This is a genomic window from Rhodoblastus acidophilus, assembly GCF_009720655.1.
Lineage (GTDB): Bacteria > Pseudomonadota > Alphaproteobacteria > Rhizobiales > Beijerinckiaceae > Rhodoblastus > Rhodoblastus acidophilus_A.
In genome coordinates this window covers 94,140-118,049 of record NZ_WNKS01000009.1, presented here as the reverse complement: position 1 = coordinate 118,049, position 23,910 = coordinate 94,140, and the positions used below count along the sequence as shown (strand labels likewise).

The window sequence follows — 23,910 nt, the reverse complement described above, 5'->3', positions numbered from 1 at the left end:
GCGTTCACAGGCTCGATGATGGTCTGGCTCGCAATCGCGGCGCCCGCTCCGCCTTTGCGGCCAACCAGCGCCAGATGACGCCGATCAGATCGTTCACCACGATACAGGCCAGAGCGGCGCCGACCGCTTCCGCCAATCGCGGCCATCCCAGTGGCGCGAAGCCGAACAGGCCGCGCAGCCAGGGCGCGGACAGCGCGAGCCCCAGTGCGACCATGCTGGTGATGACGACGAAGACCAGGGCGCGATTGGGCCGCGTCAGCGCGCGGAACGCGCTGGTCTTCAACGATCTGTTGGTCAGCACCAGGCCGAGATTGCCGATGACCAGCGTCACGAAAGCCATGCAACGCGCGACCTCCTCGCCATGTGCGTCGCCGAGCCCAAGCTGGAAAATCCCAAGCGCCGCGACCATCACCACCGCGCCTTGCAACAGGCCGTGCAGCAGGAGGGGCGCGTCGAACAGCGGCGCGTCGGGTTTGCGCGGCGGGCGGGTCATCAGGCCGTCTTCCTCCGGCTCGGCCTCGAACACGATGGAGGAGACCGGATCGATCACCAGCTCCAGGAACACGACGTGGATTGGCCCGAGAACCATCGGCCATCCAACCAGCACCGGCAGCAGCGACAGGCCGGCGATCGGCACGTGCACCGCCAGGATATAGCCCATGGCCTTGCGCAGATTGTCGGCGATGCGGCGGCCGAGCCGAACCGCGGTGACGAGGCTGGCGAAATTGTCGTCGATCAGCACCAGCGAGGCCGCCTCGCGCGCGACATCGGTTCCGCGTCCGCCCATGGCGACGCCGATATGCGCGGCCTTGAGCGAGGGCGCGTCATTGACGCCATCTCCGGTCATGGCGACAATCTGGCCCGCTGCGGCGAAGGCCTGAACCAGCCGTAGTTTCTGCTCGGGCATGATGCGGGCGAACACATTTGTGGCCGCCAGACGGGCGTCAAACCGGGCTTCGTCCAGCCCTTCCAACTCCGCGCCGGTCACGGCATCATCGCTGTGGATGCCGGCCTGTCTGGCGATGGCCAGCGCCGTCGCCGGATGATCGCCGGTGATCATCACCACGCGAATGCCGGCGCCGGCGCAGGCTTCGACGGCGGCGCGCGCCTCGGGACGCAGCGGGTCGGTGAGGCCGACCAGCCCCACCATGTGGAAGTCGAAATCATGCTGCGTCTCGGGCCAGGCGTCGGTCGCCCATGTCGCTTGCGCCACCGCCAGCACACGCAGGCCTTGCGCCGCCAAAGCGGCGAGGTCGCGGCGCATGGCCTCGATGCGTTCAGGCGGAAGATGGCAAAGATCCGCCACCGCTTCCGGCGCCCCCTTGGCGGCCACCACAAAACCCGTTCCGCCCTTGGTTCGCCAGACCTGCGACATCGCCAGCAGAGCGGGCTGCAGCGGGTAGCCGTGCGCCAGCGTCCAATCGGCATGGATGTGCTCGGTCTGTTTCAGGAATTTCTCGCCGAGATCGGAAAACGCCCGCTCCATGGGGTCGAGCGGATCGGGGCGGCTCGCCAGGATCGAAAACTCGACGAGAGAATGAAACTGCTCCGGCAGCTCTGGTCCCGCCTGAGATGAAACGGCCCAAGTCTCACCATCGGCCACCAGCGCCGCGACGGTCATTTTGTTCAGCGTCAGCGTGCCGGTCTTGTCGGTGCACAGCACGGTGACCGCGCCCAGCGCCTCGATGGCGGCCGAGCGCCGCGTCAGCACCTTTTTCTGCGACATCCTCCAGGCGCCGAGCACCATGAACACCGTCAGGACGAGCGGAAACTCCTCCGGCAGCGTCGCCATCGCCAGGGTGATGCCGGCCAGCACGCCCTTGATCCAGTCGCCTTGCAGCAAGCCATAGGCCACGGCCAGCGCCACCGACGATCCGATGCCCAGCACGGCGAAGATCGTCACCAGCTTGCGGGTCTGGATCTGGAGCGGCGTCGGCGCGCTTTCGACGGCGGCGAGCGACGCGCCGATGCGGCCGATTTCCGTGCGCGCGCCCGTGGCGAACACGCGCGCGACACCGGCGCCGCGCACGATCAGGCTGCCGGACCAGACGTTCGGGCTGTCGTCTCCGCCGGGGCGGGCGTCCCCGGTTTCCCCATCGCCAAGCGCCTTGCGCACCGGGACGGATTCGCCCGTCAACAAGGATTCATCGATCTCAAGGCCCGCGACCTCAAGCAGGCGCGCATCGGCTGGGACGCGATCGCCCTCCATGAGGACCACAATGTCGCCGGCGACGACGTCAGCTCCCGCGACGCGCTGACGCTGGCCGTCACGAATGACGAAGGCGCCCGGGCTGGTCAGATCCTTCAGCGCCGCCAGCGCGTTTTCCATGCGGCTTTCCTGGACGACGACAAGGACGACGTTCAGGACCGCGAAAGCGAGGAGAACCAGGGCGCCCGAGAGGTCGCCGATGAACAGATAGATGACGGCGGCGGCCAGCAGCAATTGCAGCATCGGCTCGCGCAGGGCGTCGACAATGATGCGGAACGGGCCGCGCTGGTGATCCTGAGGCAGCAGGTTCGGGCCATCCTGCCGCAACCGGTCGGCGGCCTCGGCTGCGGTCAGTCCCTGATCCGCGGCGGTTTCCGCGCGCGCCGCCGTGGCGCGGTTCTTGGCGGCGCCCGGCGGCGCCTCGCCTTCCGGCGCCTCGCCCAACCCTTGCTGGACGTAGAGAACCTCGATCGTGGCCAAAAGAACCAGCGTGAGCGGGGCGGCCAGCAACACCCCGATCGGACCGAACAGGACGCTGAAGGCCACCGTGGAGAGAATGGCGAGCACCGGCGGAAAAGCTGTCGCTTCCGCCTGCACCATCGGGGTGATGAAATTCCCCTCGACGAAATGGACGACCACATACATGGCGACGACCGAGGCGGCGTAAGTCGGTCCCTGCGTCAAAGCCACCAATGTGGCCGGGACCGCCGCCATAATGGCGCCGACATATGGGATGAAGGAGAGCATCCCGCCCATGAGTCCGAGCGCGAAGGCGGCTTCGATGCCCAACAGCCACAAGCCGCAACCGCTGAGCACGCCAATCGTCGCCATCACCACAAGCTGGCCGACCAGCCAGCGCTGCAACACCTGGCCGGTGACATCGAAGAAATTCTCCGCGATCGGCCTTTGTTCGGGAGGCGTGAGGCGCAGGCACAGATGACGGTAACGTTCCGGCTGGGCTGCCAGATAGATCGCCACAAACAGCGCGACCACGCCATAGGCGAGCGCGCGCGTGAGCAGACCGCCGACGCTCGTGACGGCTGTCGTCGCCCAACCGGTCGCGTCCATGACATTCAAGCCGCGCACCTGTTCGAGCAGTTTTTGCGCATAGGGGAACTGGGCGATCCAGGCCATGAACAGCTTGAACCCGGCGGGCGTGGCCTTGATCACGTCGTTGAGTTGGGCCGCTATGGTCGAGCCGAACACCCAGAGCGCCGCGACAAACACGCTTAGCCCAAGGATGAAAACGACCGCCAGCGCGATGCTTCTGGGAATGTGGGCGTATCGGGCGATCAGCCGCGCCGCCGCGCAGAGCCCGATGGAGAGCAGGATGGCGCCGAACAACAAAATCAGGATGTCGCTCAGTTGCCATATGGCGGCGGCAAGCGCGGCGATGACGACGATGACGAGCAATCGTCCCGTAAACGTCCCGAGCGTCATGGTTGCGACGCCGGGTTGCAGCGGAGTGAGGCGCGGTTCGGACATCCGCATGGAATCCACCTCGTCCCGTCTCAGCCCTCATCTCCCGAGCGCTTCCGGCCGCTGAACATGGCGGCCACGAGGTTCTCGCGATGCGCGACACTGGCCACGCCTACGCCAAGAATGTGCAGGATTATCAGCCCGAGAGTGATGTTCGCGAGCGCTTCATGCACCTCACCGACGACGCTTTCCCCGCCCTTTCCGTGCTTGCCGCCGTCCCTTTCGGAGCGGCCCTTGTGCTCATCCGCGTGCGCCTGCGCGATGACGAGGCCGTGGGCGCTCGCGCGCGGATTTTTCCCGGCATCGCTGTTTGCGACGAGCCCGGTCGCGACGGTCGCCGTCAGGCAAAGCAGAAGCGCCGCGATCATGTATGCCGCCGCGGGGCTGTGACCGATAGTGCGCTTGGCGCGTCCGCGAAGCTCGTCGGCGAAATACCTCAGCGCCGTCATCGGGCCATAGGCGAAATCGCTGAACCGGGCGTGACCTGTGCCGACCAGCCCCCAAAGCACCCTGACCGCCACGATGAACCCGACGGCATATCCGCTCCAGACGTGAAGCTGATCGGGACCGCCGGCCTCGTCCTCGCCGCTGAGATAGGCGACGGCAAACGCAATCACCAATGCCCAGTGGCCGTAGCGGACGAGAGGATCCCAAACCTGAACCGACGTTGGTTGATCTGTCGAAGCCATTGCTGGATTTCCTCTTGTCATCACAAGCGGTTGGGGAGGCGCCTCTCGCCATTGTCAGGCGCTATGACTGGCGAGACAGTTTCGGAATCTGCTCGCCTTGTCCTAAGAGCAGCCGGTTCGCCCCGCCGATCGCGGCGGTTGTGTTGATCGTCTATTTTCTGGCTTCGATATCGATACGGCGCGGCCGGAGGGAACCATGCGCCCGCCTCGCTGTCGAACGCCTGTCAGATTGACGCGCTTCATCCGCTCGATCAGTGTCGACAAAATCTCGGCGCATGCGACACAGGCCGATCGTGTCCCAACTGGCGGTGTCGCTGACGCGGGCGGAAAAGGCCTTGTCAACCGGCAGCGACAAAGGTCTCGCCACTTAAGGCATCCCGCCCGCCTGATAGATCTTTTATCTGGCAGCCGGTTGCTGCATCAGCGAGCGATCAAGGCCTGCGACCGGCGCCTGTCGAATCCAAGGCGTTCGCACAAGCCGCGCTCACGCTTCCCTTGTTGGTTTCCAGGCACGCGCGCACGGCGCCCTGCCCATGTTCTTTGCCCGCGCAGAGTTTTTCGATGTCCTGCTGGCAGGCTGTAGCGACCGGACCGCTTCCCGACATGTTTTGAGCCAGCGCTGGCGCGGCGATGGCAAGACTTGCGGCGATCATTGCGATACCCAAAAATCTGGTCATCATGTTCCACTCCTCTAGAGTTTTTTCACGTTTCATGGAAACATGAAAAAGCTCTAGATTCTTCTTTTGACGCATTTTCTTCACGCGAACCGGCATCCACTTCGCTTGAAAATGCTCTAAAAGTCCCAGACATTGACTGCACGATTTACAATAAAGCTGGGCTCCAAGGCTTGGTTCCGCAATCCGTACTGACCGTGTCACGTAACGCGGCTCCGGCAAGCTGAAGCGCGTCCTCAGCGATCACCCCGGCGAGCGCGCGGCCTGATCCCGGCCCCTCGTTCGTGAAGTCAGGATCGCGCTCGACCCCAAGACGGCGCGGGCGCCCAGACCGCTGAAGCGAATTTAAGTTTTGTAACCTTGAAAAAAATTGTCGAGCCAGCCGCCGCCTGGACTTGCCTGACAAACCTGCCGGCCATCGTCGGAAACAGCGTTCAACCGGAATTTGGGTCCGGGGTGCGGTCTGGAAATTCCGGAGGAGATTCCGCGCGATTGTGTTGGCGTCGTCGGGCGGACATTGACGCCCGCGCCTTTCTCTTGGCTCATGACAGGCGCATCGACGTCGACGGATTCGGCGGCCTCGTTCGCGCGGGACCGACTCTTTCCGACGTCAACGATATCCGCACGGTGTTGATCACCTAATCATCGCCGCGCCAGCGAGAACAAAGGAACCATCATGCGTCGTCACCGCCGAGCCAAGATTGTCGCGACCGTCGGACCGGCGAGTTCATCGCCCGACATGCTGAAGAAGCTGTTCCTTGCCGGCGTCGATACATTCCGGCTCAATTTCAGCCATGGCTCGCATGAGGACCACGCCAGGGTTCATGCTTCGATCCGCGCGCTGGAAGCCGAACTCGGAGATCCCATCGGCATTCTCCAGGATTTGCAGGGACCGAAAATCCGCGTCGGGACGATCAGGGGCGGCAAGATCAGCGTCGCCGCTGGCGAAAGCATCCGGTTTCTGCCGGAGGGCGCCGAGGGCGACGCAATGTCGATTCCCCTGCATCACCCGGAAATTTTCGCCGCCGTCCTGCCCGGTCACGACCTGCTGATCGACGATGGCCGCGTGCGCGTGAGGGTCACCGGCATCGGTCCGGAGTCCATCGACGCGCAGGTGATCTATGGCGGGATCATTTCCAATCGCAAGGGCGTCAACCTGCCCGACACCATGCTCTCGCTTTCGCCGTTGACGCCCAAGGATCGCGCCGACCTCGCCTTCGGCCTCGACCTCGGAGTGGACTGGGTCGCGCTCTCCTTCGTGCAGAAACCGTCGGATGTGATCGAGGCCAAGGCCCTGATCGGCGACAGGGCGGGCCTCATCGCCAAGATCGAGAAGCCCCAGGCGCTCGAACATATCGACGATATCCTGCGCATTTCCGACGCCATCATGGTGGCGCGCGGCGATCTCGGCGTCGAAATTCCGCACCAGGACGTGCCCGGTCGCCAGAAGGAACTGGTGCGCGCCGCGCGACTGGCGGTCAAGCCGGTGATCGTCGCCACGCAAATGCTCGATTCCATGGTCGCCTCGCCCGCGCCGACCCGCGCGGAAGCCTCCGATGTGGCGACGGCGATCTACGACGGCGCCGATGCGGTGATGCTGTCGGCGGAATCGGCGACCGGCGATTACCCCTTGGAAACCGTGAAGATGATGGACAGCATCATCCGCGCCACCGAGGGCCACAAGCTCTACCATTCGATCGTGCATGCGACGCAACCCGCCACGGAAGAGACGCCCCCGCATGCGGTCGCCGCCGCAGCCGCCGATCTCGCCGAGGCCATCCAGGCGCCGGTGATCGTCGCCTTCACCTCCTCGGGCACCACGGCCGCGCGCATCGCGCGCAAACGTCCGGTGCTGCCGATCCTGGCGATCACGCCGAACATCTCGATTTCCAGGCGGCTGAGATTGCTGTGGGGCGTGCAGGGTTTTCATTCGAAAGCCTTGCCCGGCTATGACGCGATGATCGCGCACGCCACCGAAACGGCGCGTCGCGAGCAATTCGCGGAGCCCGGAAACGTCATTGTCGTCGTGTTCGGCATTCCCTTCGGCAAGGCGGGAACCACCAACAATCTGCGCGTGGTCGAAGTTGGCGGCGGGTAAAGCCGATCGCCGTTTAGGCTTTTTCCAACATAAGACTTACCAGACCATAAGCGCCGCATTATGATTATGGTCCACATGGCGTTTTGAAACCCATCAGGCGCGATGACAGATGATTTGATCAGCCAAATCTACGAGTGCGCCTTCAAGCCGGAACGCTGGCCCGGGCTCCTCTCGGACGTTTCCGCGCGGCTTTCAGGCGCCGGAGCGTCGCTGTCGATCACGGTCAGGGCGGAAGGCGCCGATCAGGCCGTCTTCGGCGATTTCGGTCATTTCTGGACCGCTTCGCCCGACGCCAGACCGATCGTGGCGGCGATGGGAGATCCCCGCTTCGATAGCCCCTCCTTTTTCGATCGGCTGTCGCGTGGCGACGAACCGCGCTTTTACGGCGACAATGAGGTTCTCGCGCCTGGGGACTACGAGTCCCTCCCGATGTTTCGCGACCTCCTCATTCCCATGGGATTGAAATGGGGCGCCGGCACGATCTTTCGCCCACCGACTGGCGCGACCATCGTGTTCGGTATGCGGCGCAAGACCGAGCACGGCCCGTTTCAGCGCGAGGAAACGCAATGGCTCGACCTGCTGCGTCCCCATGTCGCGCGCGCCACGCTGATCGCCGCGCGCCTGCAACTGGAACGCGCCGAAGCGGCCGCGCAGACGCTCGCGGCCCTGGGACTGCCGGCCCTGGTCTGCGACCGCGACGGCGCCGTGCAAGCGGCCAACGCGCTGATTGACGAGAACGAATCAGCTCTCGTCTGGCGCGCGCGCAACCATTTCGCGTTCCGGGACAAGCTGGCCGACGTCAAATGGCGCCAAGCGCTGACGTCGATCGAGTCGGACGCTTGCGGCGCCGTCCGCTCCTTTCCTGTTCGCGACGCCGCCCATATCGCGACGCGTGTGGCGCATGTGGTTCCGATCCGACGCACCGCGCGTGACCTCTTCTCGCAATGTTGCGCCGCGCTGGTTCTCACGCCCGTGAACGCCGCCATCGCGCCCCCCCAGGACCTGGTCCGGTCCCTGTTCGACTTCACGCGCAGCGAGGCTTCAGTGGCCAAAGGGCTGGCGCAAGGCCAGACGGTCGACGACATGGCCACGAAATCTGGCGTCTCGGCCAACACCGTCCGCAGTCATGTCCGCGCGGTGCTGGAAAAGACCGGCTGTTCGCGCCAGGCGGATGTGGTGCGGTTGCTGGTCGGCCTGACGCTCGGCCGCGCCGATTCCATGAACGAAGACCCGTGAGGGCGCGGCGGCTTTTTAAGGTTTCCTTATTTTTTTATGAATTCCCTCGTTTCTCCCCTTTCTCACCAATTTTGATGAGGCAAGGCGCCGCACGTCAAGCTTAGGATTGGCATCGTCCGAACAAGGCTGCGAGCCCTTATAACGAGACCCTGTTGACCTTCACCGTGACGCGCACGGGGGAAAGCAAGCGCTTTCGCCCGGCGGACCGAAGGCTCCAGCCGCAGGACACGACGACCAATTTCCTTGGCTCACCGCCGAGCGGCGAGGTTACCTTTCGGTTGGGCCGATGATGGGGAGGCTCGCCATGCTTAAGCACCAACGCACTCTGAATTCTCGCGCCGACAACAGCGCCGCTCTGCAAGATGATGACGCCATGTCCGCGGGCGTGGATTTTGGTTCGGTCGCGATTGGCGGCGTCATTCCATTCGGAGCCCTGTCGAATCTGCGCCAGGATCAAGGCCTGTCTCTCGCCGCCGCCAGTCCGTCCTCGCTTGTCACGCCGCAGGCGGCGGTTTTCGCCTCCGTCTCCACGCTGGCGACCTATCTGGTCAGCGGCTACTGGGGCGGATCGCCGAAAAACTACTACGCGCCGGGCGCGACGATTACAGTCAATATGACGGACCTCTCCGCCGCCGAACAGCATTTCGCCGTGGTGGCCGACAGGCTTTGGCACGATGTCTGCAACATCAATTTCACCTATACCACCGGTTCCGCCGATATCACCTATAACAACAACGGCAGCGGGAAAGCGTTCACCAGCGGCGACGGGCATACAATCGACATCAGCACCGACTGGGAAGACGGCCCTGGCGCGGGCGACTACAGCTACTTCATGCAAACCTATATTCACGAGACCGGTCACGCGCTCGGCCTGGGCCATCAGGGTCCCTACAACGGAAGCGCAACTTACGGCGTTGACAACATCTATACGAACGACACATGGCGCTGGTCCATCATGTCGTATTTTGGCCAGAGTAATTACGGCAGCGACAGCTACGATTATGTGATTGCGCCGCAGATGGCGGATATACTCGCGGTACAGACGATCTATGGCGCTCGAACGAACACCCGCACCGGCAATACAACCTATGGCTTCAACGCCACGTCCGACGCCGGCTCATTTTACAATTTCTCCACCTATTCCGGCACGCCGGCCTTCACGATCTACGATTCCGGCGGCGTCGATACGCTCGACGCTTCGGGCTATTCTTATAACCAGACCCTCAACCTGACCGGCGGCTCCTGGTCTTCGATTGGCGGCTACACCAATAATATCGCCATTTACACGACGACAACGGTCGAAAACGCCGACGGCGGTTCGGGTGACGACACCATCACCGGCAATGCAGCCAACAATGTAATCTACGGAAACGCCGGCATTGACACGATATCCGGCAACGACGGCAACGATACCATTTACGGCGGCGACGGCAACGACAAGTTGTATGGCAATAACGGCAACGACTATATCTCGGGCGGCGCAGGCAATAATATCATAGACGGCGGCGCGGGCAACAATAGTCTGTATGGCGGCGTCGGCAACGACACAATCGTCAGCGGCGCCGGCGCTGACACGATCAACGCCGGCGATGGGACCAATAGCGTCAACGCTGGGGACGGCGCCAATATCATTACCACCGGCAGCGGCGCCGATGTGATCGTCAGCGGCGCCGGCGTCGACACCATCAGCAGCGGGTCCGGCAACGACGTTATCACCGCAGGGAGCGGATCCGACACCGTCAACGCGGGCGACGGCAACGATCGCGTCGTCGACACGGACTTGATCAACTTCGACAACTACAATGGCGGCCTCGGCGTCGACATCATCGACTACAGCAATGATACGTTCGCCGCCGGTGTCGTGACGATCAACCTGGCGACCGGATCGGCGTTCGTCTCCGGCGGCAACTCCGAAACGCTCACGGGTTTCGAGAACGTCAGCGGCAGCCAGGGCGGCGAGACCATTATCGGAAATTCCGTGGCCAACTCGCTTTCGGGCAACGGCGGCGACGACAACGTCCAGGGCGGCGCGGGCAACGACTACCTTTACGGAGGGTCCGGCAACGACGCCTTGTCCGGCGACACCGGCGACGACCATATCTACGGGCAATCCGGCGACAACAGCTTGTACGGCGGCGACGGAAACGACTCACTTTACGGCGACGTCGGCAACGACACTGTCTATGGCGGCGCCGGGACCGACGTCATGAACGGAGGCGCTGGCGTCAACACATTGTCCTATTCCCTCGACGCAGGGGTCACAGTGAACCTGAGCGTCACGACGGGGCAGGACACGGGCGGCGCCGGGGTCGACACCCAGACCAATTTCCAGAACCTGACGGGATCGTTCTTCAATGACACGCTGACGGGCAATGCCGGCGACAACGTGCTGAAGGGCGGCGGCGGCGCCGACATCCTCAATGGCGGCGACGGCAACGACACTCTGTTTGCCGGCGATCCGAACCTTGTCGATTACAAGCCGGCCGATGTGCATAATTCGACGATGGAGGCCGCGGTCGACGTTTTCCGAATGTTCGGCCTCCAATCTGCTGACATCATCGACAACCCGACGACCACGCCGCACGCCACCGTGCGGGCGACGGGAAGCGGAGATCCGGAATATTATCAGTTCATCGCCGGCGCAGGCGCAACCGGCGTCTTCGACATCGACCAGACCAGCAGCGGCCTGGACACGTCCATCAGGCTGCTCGATCACACCGGCGCCATCATCGCGTCCAACGACGACAGGGGGACGTTCGACCCGGGTTCGTACAGCACGTACGACTCGTATTTGAGTTACACGTTCACATCGACTGACTTCTACTACATTGAAGTCTTGAAATACGGCGGAGTCGGCGTCCCGGTCGGAACCAAATACACGCTGAACCTGTCCGTGTCGGGTTCGCCGACCACCGCGGTCGCCGCGGGCTCGACACTGAACGGCGGCGCCGGCAACGACTCGCTCTACGGCGCCAGCGGCGATGATGTCCTCGATGGCGGATCGGGAGTCGACGCGATGTCGGGCGGGGCCGGCAACGACACCTATTATGTCGACAACACCGCCGATACGGTCACCGAGACGTCCATCAAAGGCGTCGACGTGGTCTATGCGAGCGCGAGCTTCACCCTCGCGGCCGGGCAGGCGGTCGAAATCCTGCGGGCAAATGCGGGATCCACCGCCCTCACGCTCAGCGGCAATGAACTCGCCAACGCCATCTATGGCGGCGGCGGCGGCGACACGATCGATGGCGGCGCTGGCGCCGATGCGATGTACGGCGGGGCCGGCAGCGATTGGTACAGTGTCGAAAATGTCAACGATCAGGTGGTCGAGAATGCCGGCGAAGGGACAGACACCCTCAGCACGACGTTCAACGTCTATGTGCTTCCGGCGAACGTCGAGAACCTGGTTTTCAGCGGCTCCGGCAATTTCATCGGCACAGGCAATGCGCTTGACAATGTCATCAAGGGCGGAGGCGGTTCCGACGTTCTGAACGGCGGCGACGGCAATGACACGCTCAACGGCCTCGCCGGAATCGACACGATGATCGGCGGGTCGGGCGACGACACCTATTTTGTCGACATCGCCAGCGACACCGTCACCGAGGCGGTCGGCGGCGGCGCCGACACGGTCAAGGCGAGCGTCAGCTATACGCTGAAGTCTGGGCAGGAAATCGAGTCGCTCGTGGCCAATGCCGGGTCCACCGGACTCGCGTTGAGCGGCAATGAATCCAACAACACGATCACCGGCGGCGGCGGCAATGACACCCTGAACGGCGCCGCCGGGAACGACGCGCTGAACGGCGGCGACGGCAACGACGTCCTCAACGGCGGCCTCGGCGTCGATGCGATAGCTGGCGGGACCGGCAACGATACCTATTACGTTGACAATGTCGGCGACACGATCGCCGAAGCGGTCGGCGGCGGAACCGACACGGTCTATGCGAGTATCAGCTACGCCTTGCTGGCCGGGCAGGAAGTCGAATACCTTCGGGCCAATGCCGGCGCGACGGGCCTCGCGCTGAACGGCAACGAACTGGCCAACACGATTTACGGAGGTGCCGGCGCCGACACGCTGAAGGGCGGGGCCGGCAACGACGTCCTCAATGGCCTCGCAGGCGCCGACGCCATGGCCGGCGAAGCCGGCAACGACACCTATTTTGTCGACAATGCCGGCGATATCGTCACGGAGGCGGTCGGCGGCGGCGTCGACACGGTCTATGCGAGCGTCAGCTACACGCTGTTGTCCGGGCAGGAAATCGAATCTCTCCTGTCCAATGCCGGGGCCACGGGCGTCACTCTGACGGGCAACGAATTCGCCAACACTTTGACCGGCGGTTCGGGGATCGACAAACTGTACGGCGGAGCCGGAAACGACATTCTCAGTGGCCTCGCGGGCGCCGACGCGATGGAGGGCGGGACTGGCAACGACATCTATCGCGTCGACAATTCCAGCGACACCGTCACGGAGGCGGCCCGCGGCGGCGTCGACACGGTCTATGCGAGCGTCAGCTATCAGCTCCAGTCCGGGCAGGAGGTCGAAAATCTGCGGGCCAACGCCGGCGCCACCGGCCTCACTTTGGTCGGCAACGATCTGAACAATGCGATCTACGGCGGAACTGGCGCCGACACGCTGAAAGGCGCGGGCGGGACCGACGGTCTTGCCGGCGGGGCAGGAGCGGATTCGTTGACCGGCGGGGCGGGAAAGGATTCGTTCCGGTTCGATACCGCGCTCGGCGCGTCGAACATCGACACCGTGGTCGATTTCACCATCGCGGACGACTCGATGTTGCTTGCCTCCGCGATCTTCACTCAGGCCGGTCCCGTTGGCGTTCTGGGGGCGGACGCGTTCGTCATCGGTGCCGCCGCGTTGGACGCTACCGATCGGATTATCTACAACAGCACCACCGGCGCGATGTTCTATGATCCCGATGGCCTCGGGGGGCTCGCCGCGACGCAGTTCGCGACCTTGTCGACCTCGCTCGCCGTCACCAACACCAGCTTCCAAGTCGTGTAAGGGCGGAAGCATAAGCAACCGGGCGCTCCGAACGCCCGGTTGCCGGCGTGGCGGGCGCGCAAAGTCAGGTTGGGAGGCGCGTGTGACTGACGGGACAAGCCTTCACGGGAAAACCCACGGCGAAGTCGCCGCCCTGCGACTGATCCGACCTGACAATCCCTTGATCACGTTAGGACTTGCGGTCAGCTACATGATGTCCAAACCGGCCTTCGCCCACCTCCAGTTTGGCGACTGGTCGCGCGTGCTGGTCGGCCAGATCAATCGCGGTCACTATTATTGTCTTCTTGACCGCGACAACCGGATGCAGGGCTTCGTCGGCTGGGCGCTGGCGACGCGCGAGAACGCCGAAGCCTGGGTCGATGGTCGGCGGGGGCTCTCCTACGCGGAGAGCGTCGAAGGCGATTGCCTGATCCTCAACGCCTGGATCGCCGATACGCCACAGGCGCATCGCGTGCTCCTCGACGCGGCGCGGACGGTGGCCAGCGGCAAGAAGACCCTCTACTTCAAGCGACATTACAAGGACGGGAGCGTCAGGGCGATGCGCCTGAACGTGAACGCGTTCGTGCCCAATCATATCGCCGGCAAGGCGGCGGCCGAAGCCGTCGTTGCGGCCTGCCACGAGAGATCATCATAAAGGCGTCTGAACATGGCTGCCTTGGCGGCATGACATTCCCGCACAAACCGCTCGCCGCCACCGAATTGCGACGGCGGCTTGGCAAGCCTCTGCAGGATTTCCGCGCGATTTCGTTTTCGCGAATCGCGAAGCGATCTTGCGGAAACCGTATGACTTGATGCGTTTCTCGTCTTTTCCCGGAATGGCGGCCTTCCAACTGTAAAGGGGCGGGTCCGCCAAAAGCGCGGATTTGGCTTGCGTCTTGCGTGATTGACCTAAGGGAAGGTGAAAAACCGCATTCCCGGACAGGCTCAAGCAATATCGAGACACAGATGCTCAAGCCGAACGCCAAAATGAACAGCATCGTTCCGATTGTGGGACAACACGGCGCCTGGCGCAGCGTCAGACGGCGCAAAGGCCGTCTGCGCGTGAGCAGCAAAGCGGCTCTGGGCGCCTTCCCGGCCATGCTTGCGACGCTCGACGCATGCGTGATCGTCACCGCGGCAGTCCTGACGTGCAGACTCTATAATGGACTTTTCCACGGCTACAGTGAGCCGATCGGAGACGAAATCGATTTCGCGCTTCTGATCGTTGCTCTCTTTGTCGGGCAAAATCTGTTTCATGACGGCTACTGCTTTCGCAACATCTTGAGCGAAAAGATCAATTTCCCTTCGCTGTTCAGACGGTGGATCTACGCCTTCTCCATGGCGTCGATGTTTGCGTTCGTCACGAGGAGCGGCTGCGAGATGTCTCGCGTCGCAACAATTCTTTTCTTCGGCATGGGAGCGATCACCCTACTGGCGACGAGACGCCTCGCCGAACACTGGGCGCGCGAATCGCTGCGAAGCGGCGAGGTTTCACTGAATCGCGTGTTCCTCGTCGGCTATGAAGAGGAAATCAACGCCTTCTCCGAACGTTACAAGCCGTGGTCGCTTGGAATGGACGTCACCGCCGCGGTTCTGCGAAACCGGAACACGATCGCAGAGGATTTGCAGCTCGCGACGGCGACGGCGCGCATTTTCCAGCCCGACGATGTCTTCATTCTTCTGCCGTGGCATGAAGTCCGGGCCATCGAGGCCTGCGTCGAAACGTTTTTGGGCTTGCCGACATCGGTTCACCTGGGGCCGGACCGCATTCTTGAAAAATTTGACGGCGCCACCATCGACAAGGTCGGGCCGATCTCCAGCATTCGCCTGGTCAGGCGCCCGCTCAACAGTTTCGAGATTCGGGCGAAGCGGGTTTTTGATCTGGTCGCCGCGAGTTGCGGCCTTTTGGCGCTGCTGCCGCTGTTCGCGCTCGTCGCCCTCGCCATCAAGCTCGACAGCCCTGGCCCCGTCTTCTTTCGGCAAAGACGCTACGGCTTCAATCAACGGCCGTTTGGCATCTTCAAGTTTCGCTCGATGACCTGGACGAAAAGCGGCGCGGACCTCCGCCAGGCGACGCGGAAGGACGCGCGCGTCACCCGCGTGGGCCGGTTCATTCGCCGCACCAACATCGACGAGTTGCCGCAACTGATCAATGTGCTGCTCGGACAGATGTCCCTGGTGGGGCCGCGTCCGCACATCATGGCGCACGACCAGATGCTCGGCCGCACCATCAGCCAGGCGGCCCGCCGCCACAATGTGAAGCCAGGCATCACCGGCTGGGCTCAGGCGCATGGTTTCCGGGGCGAACTCGACACCAAGGAGAAGGTGCGCGGCCGCGTCGAGCACGACCTCTATTACATCGACCACTGGTCCCTGTGGCTCGACGTCCGGATCCTCTTCCTGACCCTCTTTTCGCGCGCCGCCTACCGCAACGCCTATTGAGTCAGCCCTCCAGCATGGGGGCGATCATGTTTTCGGCCAGTTCCTCGCGCGACAGGAACGGCGCCATGTCCTCGAGCGGCGCCGAGACCATGCGACCGTCCTCGAGTTTTCGCGACGACAACTTCGGCGCAAACGACTGCGCCGGGTTGAGCTTGATCTCGCAGATTTGCGGCCCCTCCCCGTCCAGCGTGGCGAGGATCGTCGCGTCGAGGTTTTTGTGCGCGGCGCAGCGGCGCGCCTCGATGCCGAAAGCCGAGGCGACGCGCAAAAAATCCGGAAAAGTGACGCCGTTCGCCGGCCCACATCCGAAAATATTGTCGGAGAAGAAGGCGCGCTGCGTCTGGACGATGGAATGATAGCCGTCGTTCGACAGGACAAAAATCTTGATCGGCAGCTTTTGGCCGACAATCGTCTGCAATTCCTGCAAGTTCATCATGATGCTGCCGTCGCCGGCGAGACAGATGACGCGTCCGCCCGTCGCATAATGCGCGCCGATGGCGGCGGGCAGGTCATAGCCCATGGAGGCGCTGCCCGAATTCGAAAACAGTCTTTGACCCGCCTTTATGCGCGCCGCCTGAAACGTGACCACGCAGGCCGTGGCGTTGGCGGTGACGACGACATCGTCGGACTCGAGCCGCTCGAACAGGTCGCGGGCGAACACGTAAGGATTGACCGGCGTCTCCCGCTCCCGGTACTCGGGCAATACGGTCGGATAGCGTTTGACGCGTTCGGCGCACCAGTCGAGCCAGGCCGCATGGGCCGGCGCGCGCGCGTAGGCGTCGAGTTCGGCCAGCATCGCCTCGAAAAAATCGCCGAGGTCGGCATGGATCGGCGCGTCGATCTCGAGCGTCGGCTTGGCGAGTTCGGCCTTGTCGATATCGACCATCGCCTTGAACGCCGAGCGCGCGAAGGCGGACCAGTTGTAGCTGATCTGGCGAATGTTGAGCCGGCAGCCGAGCACCAGCAAACAATCCGAATTTTGGACCGCGAAATTGCCGGCGCGGTCGCCGACCGTTCCGGGACGGCCGGCGTAGCAGGGGTGATCGTCGGCGAGCAGGTCATGCGCGTTGAACGCGGTGGCGACGGGAACGCCCAGCCGCTCGACCACGCGCAAAAATTGTTCGTACGCGCCGGACGCGCGCACGCCGGTTCCCGGCATCAACACGGGGCGCTCGGAAGCCCGCAGCCGCGCGATCAGTTCGCGCGCCGCCGCGCGCAACGCCTCGCCCTTCAGCGCACCCTGTTCGACCGAAGGAACATCGGCCTCCCCAGGCACAAAGCCGCGCAAAAAATCTTGGTCGACCTTTGCCCCCTGCACATCCACGGGCACATCGATCCACACCGGGCCGGGGCGACCGTTCTGAGCCAGCCACAAGGCTTTTTCGACCTCGTAGCGCACGTCCTCGGGATTTTGCAGGCAGACCACATTCTTGACGATAGGGCGAACCATCGCAACGATATCGACCTCCTGGTCGCCGAGCTGGCGCAGCGGGAGATCGTAATTCGCCATCAGGGTCTCGCGCTTGACCTGACCGGAGACGACGATCATGCCGACGGAATCGGTATAGGCGCCAAAAACGCCGTTGAGCGCGTTGATGCCGCCGGGCCCGGTGGTGACATTGACCAGCGCGAGCTTCCCGCTCACGCGGGAATAGCCCTCGGCGGCCATGGCGCAGGCCTGCTCATGATGGAAGCAGACGGGGGTCAGGCCCGGATGTCGCGTAAAAGCGTCGTTGAGGTGCATGGCGCCGCCGCCGGTCACCAGAAAGGCATGGCTGACCCCGCCCTCGACAAGGCGGGCGGCGATATAGTCGGCGACACGGATCATGCAAAAAAACTCCCGGTCAGCCGCCGGCCGCCACCTTGAGCAGCGGCTGTGGCGCCTCCGCGGGCAGGCCGCGCGTCTCGATCATGGCGCGCAAGGCCTCGTCGCCGGAGCGCGCGCCAAGAACATTGTCGAAGCGCACCACGCCATCGGCCGCGACCGCGGCGCGCAGGACGTCGCCATGGGCGAGTTCGCGGCAAGACAATTGGCCCTGCTGCAAGGGAATGGCGAGATAGACGTCGCCGGCGCTGATCACGTGGCCAGCCGGCAGCTCGCGCCGGGCGTAAACGCCACGCACCAGACCGTCGAGATAGGCGATTTCGCGCTGCGGCGGCATGCGCTTGGCCTTGCCGGAGCCGCCGCACATCTCCTTCGCCTTGTTGAACGCCTTGAACCAGACGTCCACCTGGTGCGGCAGCGAGCAATAGGCGGAAACCGGCACATTGTCGTAGTCGATGTCGACGTGGCGCTCGAACGTGCGCGCGCCCTTGGCATAGGCCATCAGGATCGACGCCTGCCAGTCGTGATATTCGTGGCTGGAAAAGCCGATCTCGTTTTCGGGATAGCGGTTGATGAGGAAGTCGATCTGGTTGAGTTCGAGGTCGGCGTCCTCGCTCGGATAGAGCGAAACACAATGGTTGATGGCGAGCGGAATTTCGCGGGCGTTGAAATAGGCGACGATGGCGTCGATTTCCGCCAGCGAGGCGCCGCCGGTGGAAATGATCACGGGTTTGCGGGTCGCAGCGATCTTGCCGATCAGATGCCAGTCCTTGATGTCGGAGCTGGCGATTTTCATGATCTCGACGCCATATTCGACGCATTTCTCCACCGAGCGCTCGTCGAAAGGCGTCGCCATCACCACCATGTCATGGTCGCGCACGGCTTGCGTCAGCCAGCGGTAGCTTTCCCAGGGCATGTGGGTGTCGAGCGTCTTCTTGACATAGCGGATATCGGCGCGGTCGCGGAAATCCTTGTGAATGAAACTGTCGACGTCGCGGAATTGCAGCTTCATGGCGGCGCGCACGCCATTGGCCCGAACGACGCGGCCGTAATCCTGAACGATTTTCAGTCCGCGCTCGAGCTTGCCCCAGTGATTCGATGCGAGTTCAAGGACAAAGAGATCGGTGAAAATTGCGTCGCGCACGCAGGGCCTCCATTGAAATCACAACTACTGAACACGTCGCCCGGCGACGCCGATCACCGGCCTTCGTCAAGCATTTGGCGCGTGCGCCTTCCAACCGTCTCCGTCGACGAACCTTTCCAGCTTTAGGTTAAGAATCCCTTTCGTCTCTGCCGCTGCGTCAAAGCTTGCGGCGAAACGGTGAACGCCGCCATGTAACGCCGCGTTTACCGTGGATGCCCCAAGGTCTTGGCTCGTCGCCAGCGGCGTTCGGCGCGGCGTGGAGAGGAAGCCGATGAAAACCCTGAGCCTCGTGACGCCCTGCTACAACGAGGAGGCAGGCATCGCGGAATGCTACGAAGCCTGCAGAAAAATCATGAGCGAGCTTCCGGGCTACGCCTATGAGCACGTCTTCATCGACAATTGCTCGCAGGATCGCACCGTGGCGATCCTCAAGGAGATCGCCGCCAGGGACAAGCGCGTCAAAATCATCGTCAACGCCCGCAATTTTGGCCCCGCGCGCTCGCCTCACCACGCCATGCTCGAGGTGAACGGCGACGCCGTCATCCCCGTCGTCGCCGACCTGCAAACGCCGCCCGCACTTATCCCGGAAATGGTTCGCGCCTGGGAGGACGGTTACAAAATCGTCGTCGCGGTCCGCGAGAACGCCGGCGCCGGTTCTCCGCCCATCGCCCTGGCCCGGAAAATTTTTTACAGCCTGATCCGCAAGATTTCGAAGGTCGAGCAGATCGCCAACTACATGGGCTACGGCCTCTACGACCGACGCGTCATGGACGTCATGCGCACGCTCTACGAACCGGACCCGTATTTTCGCGGCCTGGTCCCGGAGATCGGTTTCGAGCGCAAGGTCGTCACCTATCATCAGCCCGACCGCATGCACGGGTCGTCCAAGCACAGCCTGTTCGACCTCATCGACTTCGCGCTGATGGGCATCACCACCTTTTCCAAGGCCCCGATGCGGCTGATGACGGTGACGGGTTTTGTCGCGGCCTGCCTGAGTTTTGTCTTCGGCTTTCTCTATCTCGTCGCAAAAGTGCTGTTCTGGAGCAGCATCCCCTTCGGCATCGCGCCGATCCTGATCGCCGTGTTCATGCTCGGCTCCGTGCAACTTCTCGCGCTGGGCCTGCTCGGCGAATATGTCGGCGTGCTCCTGCAATATGCGCGACGCTTCCCGCTGGTGGTCGAGAAGGAGCGGGTGAACTTCGACTGAGACGGATCAGGCGGGAACCCGATTCGCAAGGCCTATGGCGCCTTGATCAAAAAGGTTTGGCCGTTGGTCAGGCTGATGGGCTTCACGGACCTTGACGCGAAGAACTCATCGACGGCCTTCTTCTGCGCCTGCTCGTAAATCCGCATCCCGTAGTCGTCGAACAGGATGATTCCGCCGGAGACGAGCCGAGGAAAGAAGAAGTCCAGACAGTCCAGCGTCGATCTGTAGAGATCCACGTCGATATGGACGAAGGAAAACTTGCGATCTTCCAGGCCAGCCAGGGTGGCGGGTATGAAGCCGGGGCGCAGGGTGGCGAAAGGAAACGGCGACATGAGCCTCGTCACCGAAGCCAAGGACGTGTCGCCGAAGTCTCCGGCATCGTGCACCTTCGCATCGGCGCCCGAGGTGTCGGGCATCCCTTCGAATGTATCGAACAAAAAAAGCTCTCCGGGGGCGCGGCCTTCCCCGGCGCGCGCCGCCTGAAGGGCGCGCGCCATCAGCAGCGCGCCGCCCCCTTTGTAGACGCCACATTCCGCCATATCGCCCTCAAGCAAGGCGCATTGGCGGACGAATTGCTCCAGAATGTAGCACCTGTCTTCGGTGAGAAGAGTGCGACCCGAAACGGGCTCAAAAGTGTTTCGAAGGAATTCTTCTTCGTACCATGGCGAGTATATTCTAAAGGATTGCGGAAAAGCAAAAGTATAGCGCGAAGCCATGATCTTCTTGAGCGCCCACCGCAAGGAAGAGGATGCGAGGATGCGGGCGTTGTTGAAAATTCCCTGTTGAATGCTCATTTCCAAACCTTTTTAGACGAGAACATTGCAGCCGAGCGCAATCACTCGAGCAGTTCGGCTATGGCGACGATGCGGTCGACGCGTCCGCCGAAGCGCGTCTCGATCTCGGCGCGGATCGGCGCCTCGAACTCCAGCGAATTGATCAGCACCGTCCAGTCCGCCCCCGCCTCCAGCGCTTCCGGCGCGCGCACCGGCGCGCCCAGACGAACCCCACCCTGCTTGGCCGCGTCCTTGTCGACAAAGAAGGCGATGCGCGCGGGATCGAGATAATAGGCCAGCATCTCCTCGACCATGCGGCCGGCGCCCCAGACCACGATACGATCGACGCCGGCGAGTCGGGGATGGCTGGAAAGCAGCGTCGGATCGGCGCGCAAGGGAGCGGGCCGCCGCGCCAGCACGCGCAGGGAATCTGAATAGCGCGCATCGTGCCGCGCGCCGGTCTCCGCGGCGATGGTCTCAAGGCCGTGCCGCGCCAGCAGGCGGGTGAGCGATGACACGCCGAAGAAATGGATGTGCGAACGGTTGTCGTCGAAGGGCAGCCGCGCATGACCGCTGCGATTGGGCGTCTCCAGGAACAGCAGCGCGTCGGGCGTCATCGCTTGCGCCATCGCCGCGACCACATCGGATGGAACGCTCAAATGTTCGAGGCAATGGGAGGACAGCACCAGATCATAGCCGCCCGCCTCGATCTCGCCCGACGCCAGCAAGTCCTGGAGCGGCCGGGTGAAGACCCGGTCCATCCGCGTCGCGGCCATGTCCCGCGCCGGCGAAAACTCGACGCCGTGATAAAGGGCGAAGGTTTTTCGGCGCCTCAACTCCTGGGCGAGGTCGCCCGCGGCGCAGCCGATTTCCAGCGCGCGCGCGCCATCGGCGAGGTGGGGTGTGACAAAGCCCGCCTGCGCGGAGAGCCGTTCAGGCGTCCGCCCGGGTCCGCCCATGGCGAAACCCTGGTAGTCGAACGGCTCGACATCGATCCGTTGCGAATGATGGCACGACGGGCACGCGGTCCGCCGCAGACCGCCGATGACAACGACCTCGGGAACTGGAAAACCGCAGGCGGCGCAGGAGAGCGGCAATTCATGCATGCGTTTTCTCGTGGCCGGCGCCAGGCCGCGCATTGAAGACGAAGGAGCGGTTGAGCAGATAGGATAAGACCACCGCGCCCGGCAGCAGCAACAGCCCCGCCAGCGCAGGGTCGACCTTGACCGCCAGGAGAAGGATGAGCCCGGCGGCGTTGTAAAGGTAGACCAGGACGTAGACACCAAGGTAGCGGACGAGCCTGTGGCCTTCCATCCTGCGGAACACCAGCGCGCCCGTGGTCATGAAATTGAAGAGAACGTTGAGAACCGTGCCGAGCGTCAACGCGAACATCGCCGACCCGCTGAGCCGCAGCAGCGCATAATACAGGCCATAGCCGAAGGCGGTGTTCAGCCCGCCAACCACCAGGAACCGCAGCACGCGCACTTGCGCCAGACGGCGGATCAATCCGATCGCCTTCTCCTTCGCGGTTCGCGCAGGAGTCATCGCCCCGCCTCCGCAACCTTGGGCGAGCGCAGCGCCGGATGGCCGGGCCAGCACCACGGGGCGCCGACGGCGACGGTCTCGACGCGCGCGTCGGCGCCGGGCGCGCGAAGCAGCCAAGGCGGTGCGCTCGAGACCGGCGTCAGGTAGTTCGTCGACAGACCGGGCCCCAGTTGATGCGCCGCCGTGATCAGGTTGCAGGCGCTGATGGCGTAGGAGGGCGTGATCAAGGCGCGCTGTATGTCGCGCAAGGGCGTGATGAGGCCGAGACCGACAATCACGAGGACGAGTCTCCCCGCGGCGCTCTTTCGCGGCAGGTCCATCGCGAACTTGGCGAAAACGAAGGAGAGAATGAAGAGCGGCGCGACCGATCCACGCATGACCACGTCGTTCGACGGCCCGAAATTCAGGAAGGGCAGCAGCGCGAGGACCGCAACGGAAACCGCCAATAACCCTGTCATTTCCGGCGCGATCGATTTCCGAAACCATGCGAGCACGAAAGCATGCGGAATCTTGACGATCAGGAAGACCAGATAGAACAGAACAAAACCTTCCGCGACATACACCGCCTGGGCCGGGATCGAAGAGGATGTCAGCGTCAGGTAAACCGCCACGGGCGCGAAGCACAGCGCGCAAACGGCGCCGACCCATAAGCGCGGCTTCGCCAAGCCGCGAAGTCCTGCGCGCCACGCGAAATAGGGAAGGATGGCCACAGCGGGAAGCGCAGCCAGCGGCGACCAGAGCAGCAAGGCCCCGAAGAAGACGCCGAGCACCGCAAGATCGATTTCCCCGAGCGCGGCCAGCAGGCACAGAATGGCGAAGAAGAATCCCGGCAGGGCGTGATTGGGCGCCCAGAACAGATGCGAGACATGGCTCGGGTAATTGAGCAGCCCGTTCCACCATTCGAGATTGTCATGCTCGAGCGCATACCGCGGCATTTTCAGCAGCGAATTGTAAAGCGGTTCACCGGTGACGGGCTCGCCCGACGCAAACGGGCTGGTGAGGATCACCGGCAGAATGTCCATGCCGTTGATGACGATCAGCAGCAGCACAAGGCGCCACCCGCCCCCAAGCACGCCCGCGAAATAGAGCACGATCGCCAGCAGCAGGCTGTTCTGCGCCAGCAGCGCGTAATGCGCGCCGGTCAGTCCCGCCAGCTTGCCTAGAGACGCCGGAAGAAAATACATGCCCAGCGGCGCGCGCAGAAAATAATGCGCGCCATCGAGCGTCGATTGCACGGGCGCGGTGCTCGGGTTTGACGTCAGATCGGCCAGAACCGCGTCGCGGATCAGCCAGTCGGTCGTGGAATAAAAAAAATGTCCCTCGCCGCCAAGAACGCACAGGGCCAGGGCCAAAGCCGCGCAGATCGCCAGCAGGCGCGTGTCGACCGGCGCGTCCAGGACGGCGGTCGGCCCATCGGGGCGCCGGAGGGTCAGCACCGCCGCCCCCAGCACGCCGCACGCCAGCAGCAAGGCTGGCGCGATGTTCAATTGCAGGGCGAAGACGAGATTCGGCGCAAGAAACACCAGCGCCGCGACGGCGAGCAAGCTGCGGTTCGTGAACCGCGCGCTTCCGACACCAGCGCCTGCCTGTTCCGCC

16 protein-coding genes are annotated in these 23,910 nt (G+C 63.3%); 6 read left to right on the top strand and 10 right to left on the bottom strand.

What is annotated here, in order from left to right:
- Positions 1-4 precede the first annotated feature (4 nt).
- From GJ654_RS11795 to GJ654_RS11785, 3 genes are all read right to left on the bottom strand, one after another.
- Entirely contained in the window at positions 5-3,694 is a 3,690-nt protein-coding gene (locus tag GJ654_RS11795; RefSeq protein WP_196305532.1) for an HAD-IC family P-type ATPase, read from the bottom strand.
- A 26-nt stretch (positions 3,695-3,720) separates the two neighbouring features.
- Positions 3,721-4,377, bottom strand: a complete 657-nt coding sequence (locus GJ654_RS11790; RefSeq protein WP_155446358.1) for a cytochrome b/b6 domain-containing protein — start codon at positions 4,375-4,377, stop codon at positions 3,721-3,723.
- Positions 4,378-4,808: 431 nt separating this feature from the next.
- On the bottom strand, positions 4,809-5,150 hold the full coding sequence (locus GJ654_RS11785; RefSeq protein ID WP_246664713.1) for a cysteine rich repeat-containing protein: 342 nt from the start codon (positions 5,148-5,150) through the stop codon (positions 4,809-4,811).
- Between the two features lie 577 nt (positions 5,151-5,727).
- Here GJ654_RS11785 and pyk point away from each other — a divergent pair.
- From pyk to GJ654_RS11765, 4 genes are all read left to right on the top strand, one after another.
- Entirely contained in the window at positions 5,728-7,149 is a 1,422-nt protein-coding gene (pyk, locus tag GJ654_RS11780; protein WP_155446357.1) for a pyruvate kinase, read from the top strand.
- Positions 7,150-7,251: 102 nt separating this feature from the next.
- Positions 7,252-8,385, top strand: coding sequence for a helix-turn-helix transcriptional regulator (locus GJ654_RS11775; protein ID WP_155446356.1), 1,134 nt, complete (start codon positions 7,252-7,254; stop codon positions 8,383-8,385).
- 304 nt (positions 8,386-8,689) lie between these two features.
- Entirely contained in the window at positions 8,690-13,399 is a 4,710-nt protein-coding gene (locus GJ654_RS11770) for a M10 family metallopeptidase C-terminal domain-containing protein (RefSeq protein ID WP_196305531.1), read from the top strand.
- A gap of 82 nt (positions 13,400-13,481) precedes the next feature.
- Entirely contained in the window at positions 13,482-14,033 is a 552-nt protein-coding gene (locus tag GJ654_RS11765; protein WP_210350828.1) for a toxin-activating lysine-acyltransferase, read from the top strand.
- Positions 14,034-14,323: 290 nt separating this feature from the next.
- Here GJ654_RS11765 and GJ654_RS21230 read toward each other — a convergent pair whose 3' ends face one another.
- On the bottom strand, positions 14,324-14,635 hold the full coding sequence (locus GJ654_RS21230) for a hypothetical protein (protein ID WP_246664722.1): 312 nt from the start codon (positions 14,633-14,635) through the stop codon (positions 14,324-14,326).
- On the opposite strand from GJ654_RS21230, the gene GJ654_RS11760 reads away from it, so the two are divergent.
- The gene (locus GJ654_RS11760) at positions 14,522-15,820 is read left to right on the top strand and encodes an exopolysaccharide biosynthesis polyprenyl glycosylphosphotransferase (protein WP_246664719.1); all 1,299 of its coding nucleotides are present in this window, start codon (positions 14,522-14,524) and stop codon (positions 15,818-15,820) included. The two genes, GJ654_RS21230 and GJ654_RS11760, sit on opposite strands and share 114 nt — an antisense overlap.
- 1 nt (position 15,821) lies before the next feature.
- Here GJ654_RS11760 and GJ654_RS11755 read toward each other — a convergent pair whose 3' ends face one another.
- Both GJ654_RS11755 and GJ654_RS11750 read right to left on the bottom strand, forming a co-directional pair.
- Positions 15,822-17,648, bottom strand: coding sequence for a thiamine pyrophosphate-binding protein (locus tag GJ654_RS11755; RefSeq protein ID WP_155446353.1), 1,827 nt, complete (start codon positions 17,646-17,648; stop codon positions 15,822-15,824).
- A 16-nt stretch (positions 17,649-17,664) separates the two neighbouring features.
- Positions 17,665-18,789 carry an N-acetylneuraminate synthase family protein gene (locus GJ654_RS11750; RefSeq protein ID WP_210350827.1) on the bottom strand — a complete coding sequence of 375 codons (1,125 nt, stop codon included), beginning with the start codon at positions 18,787-18,789 and terminating at the stop codon, positions 17,665-17,667.
- Between the two features lie 271 nt (positions 18,790-19,060).
- Here GJ654_RS11750 and GJ654_RS11745 point away from each other — a divergent pair, with 271 nt between their 5' ends.
- A complete protein-coding gene (locus GJ654_RS11745; RefSeq protein ID WP_155446352.1) occupies positions 19,061-19,996 on the top strand; it encodes a glycosyltransferase family 2 protein in 936 nt (311 codons plus the stop codon).
- A gap of 32 nt (positions 19,997-20,028) precedes the next feature.
- Here GJ654_RS11745 and GJ654_RS11740 read toward each other — a convergent pair whose 3' ends face one another.
- The 4 genes from GJ654_RS11740 to GJ654_RS20800 are packed head-to-tail and all read right to left on the bottom strand — an operon-like array spanning position 20,029 to position 23,858.
- Positions 20,029-20,790 (bottom strand): TylF/MycF/NovP-related O-methyltransferase, encoded by a 762-nt coding sequence (locus GJ654_RS11740; RefSeq protein ID WP_155446351.1) that lies wholly within the window; start codon positions 20,788-20,790, stop codon positions 20,029-20,031.
- Positions 20,791-20,831: 41 nt separating this feature from the next.
- Positions 20,832-21,875: a class I SAM-dependent methyltransferase gene (locus GJ654_RS11735; RefSeq protein WP_196305530.1), complete on the bottom strand. Its 1,044-nt coding sequence runs from the start codon at positions 21,873-21,875 to the stop codon at positions 20,832-20,834.
- Positions 21,868-22,314: a GtrA family protein gene (locus GJ654_RS20805; protein WP_196305529.1), complete on the bottom strand. Its 447-nt coding sequence runs from the start codon at positions 22,312-22,314 to the stop codon at positions 21,868-21,870. Before GJ654_RS20805 ends, GJ654_RS11735 begins: the two co-directional genes overlap by 8 nt.
- Positions 22,311-23,858: a hypothetical protein gene (locus tag GJ654_RS20800; RefSeq protein ID WP_196305528.1), complete on the bottom strand. Its 1,548-nt coding sequence runs from the start codon at positions 23,856-23,858 to the stop codon at positions 22,311-22,313. Before GJ654_RS20800 ends, GJ654_RS20805 begins: the two co-directional genes overlap by 4 nt.
- Positions 23,859-23,910 lie beyond the last annotated feature (52 nt).

Coding starts and splice junctions, on each gene's coding strand:
- GJ654_RS20805 (WP_196305529.1), bottom strand. CDS start 22,314: ATGACTCCTGCGCGAACCGCGAAGGAGAAGGCGATCGGATTGATCCGC.
- pyk (WP_155446357.1), top strand. CDS start 5,728: ATGCGTCGTCACCGCCGAGCCAAGATTGTCGCGACCGTCGGACCGGCG.
- GJ654_RS11785 (WP_246664713.1), bottom strand. CDS start 5,150: ATGCCGGTTCGCGTGAAGAAAATGCGTCAAAAGAAGAATCTAGAGCTT.
- GJ654_RS11770 (WP_196305531.1), top strand. CDS start 8,690: ATGCTTAAGCACCAACGCACTCTGAATTCTCGCGCCGACAACAGCGCC.
- GJ654_RS11790 (WP_155446358.1), bottom strand. CDS start 4,377: ATGGCTTCGACAGATCAACCAACGTCGGTTCAGGTTTGGGATCCTCTC.
- GJ654_RS11775 (WP_155446356.1), top strand. CDS start 7,252: ATGACAGATGATTTGATCAGCCAAATCTACGAGTGCGCCTTCAAGCCG.
- GJ654_RS11740 (WP_155446351.1), bottom strand. CDS start 20,790: ATGAGCATTCAACAGGGAATTTTCAACAACGCCCGCATCCTCGCATCC.
- GJ654_RS21230 (WP_246664722.1), bottom strand. CDS start 14,635: ATGAAACAGATTTTGCCCGACAAAGAGAGCAACGATCAGAAGCGCGAA.
- GJ654_RS11795 (WP_196305532.1), bottom strand. CDS start 3,694: ATGTCCGAACCGCGCCTCACTCCGCTGCAACCCGGCGTCGCAACCATG.
- GJ654_RS11745 (WP_155446352.1), top strand. CDS start 19,061: ATGAAAACCCTGAGCCTCGTGACGCCCTGCTACAACGAGGAGGCAGGC.
- GJ654_RS11735 (WP_196305530.1), bottom strand. CDS start 21,875: ATGCATGAATTGCCGCTCTCCTGCGCCGCCTGCGGTTTTCCAGTTCCC.
- GJ654_RS11755 (WP_155446353.1), bottom strand. CDS start 17,648: ATGATCCGTGTCGCCGACTATATCGCCGCCCGCCTTGTCGAGGGCGGG.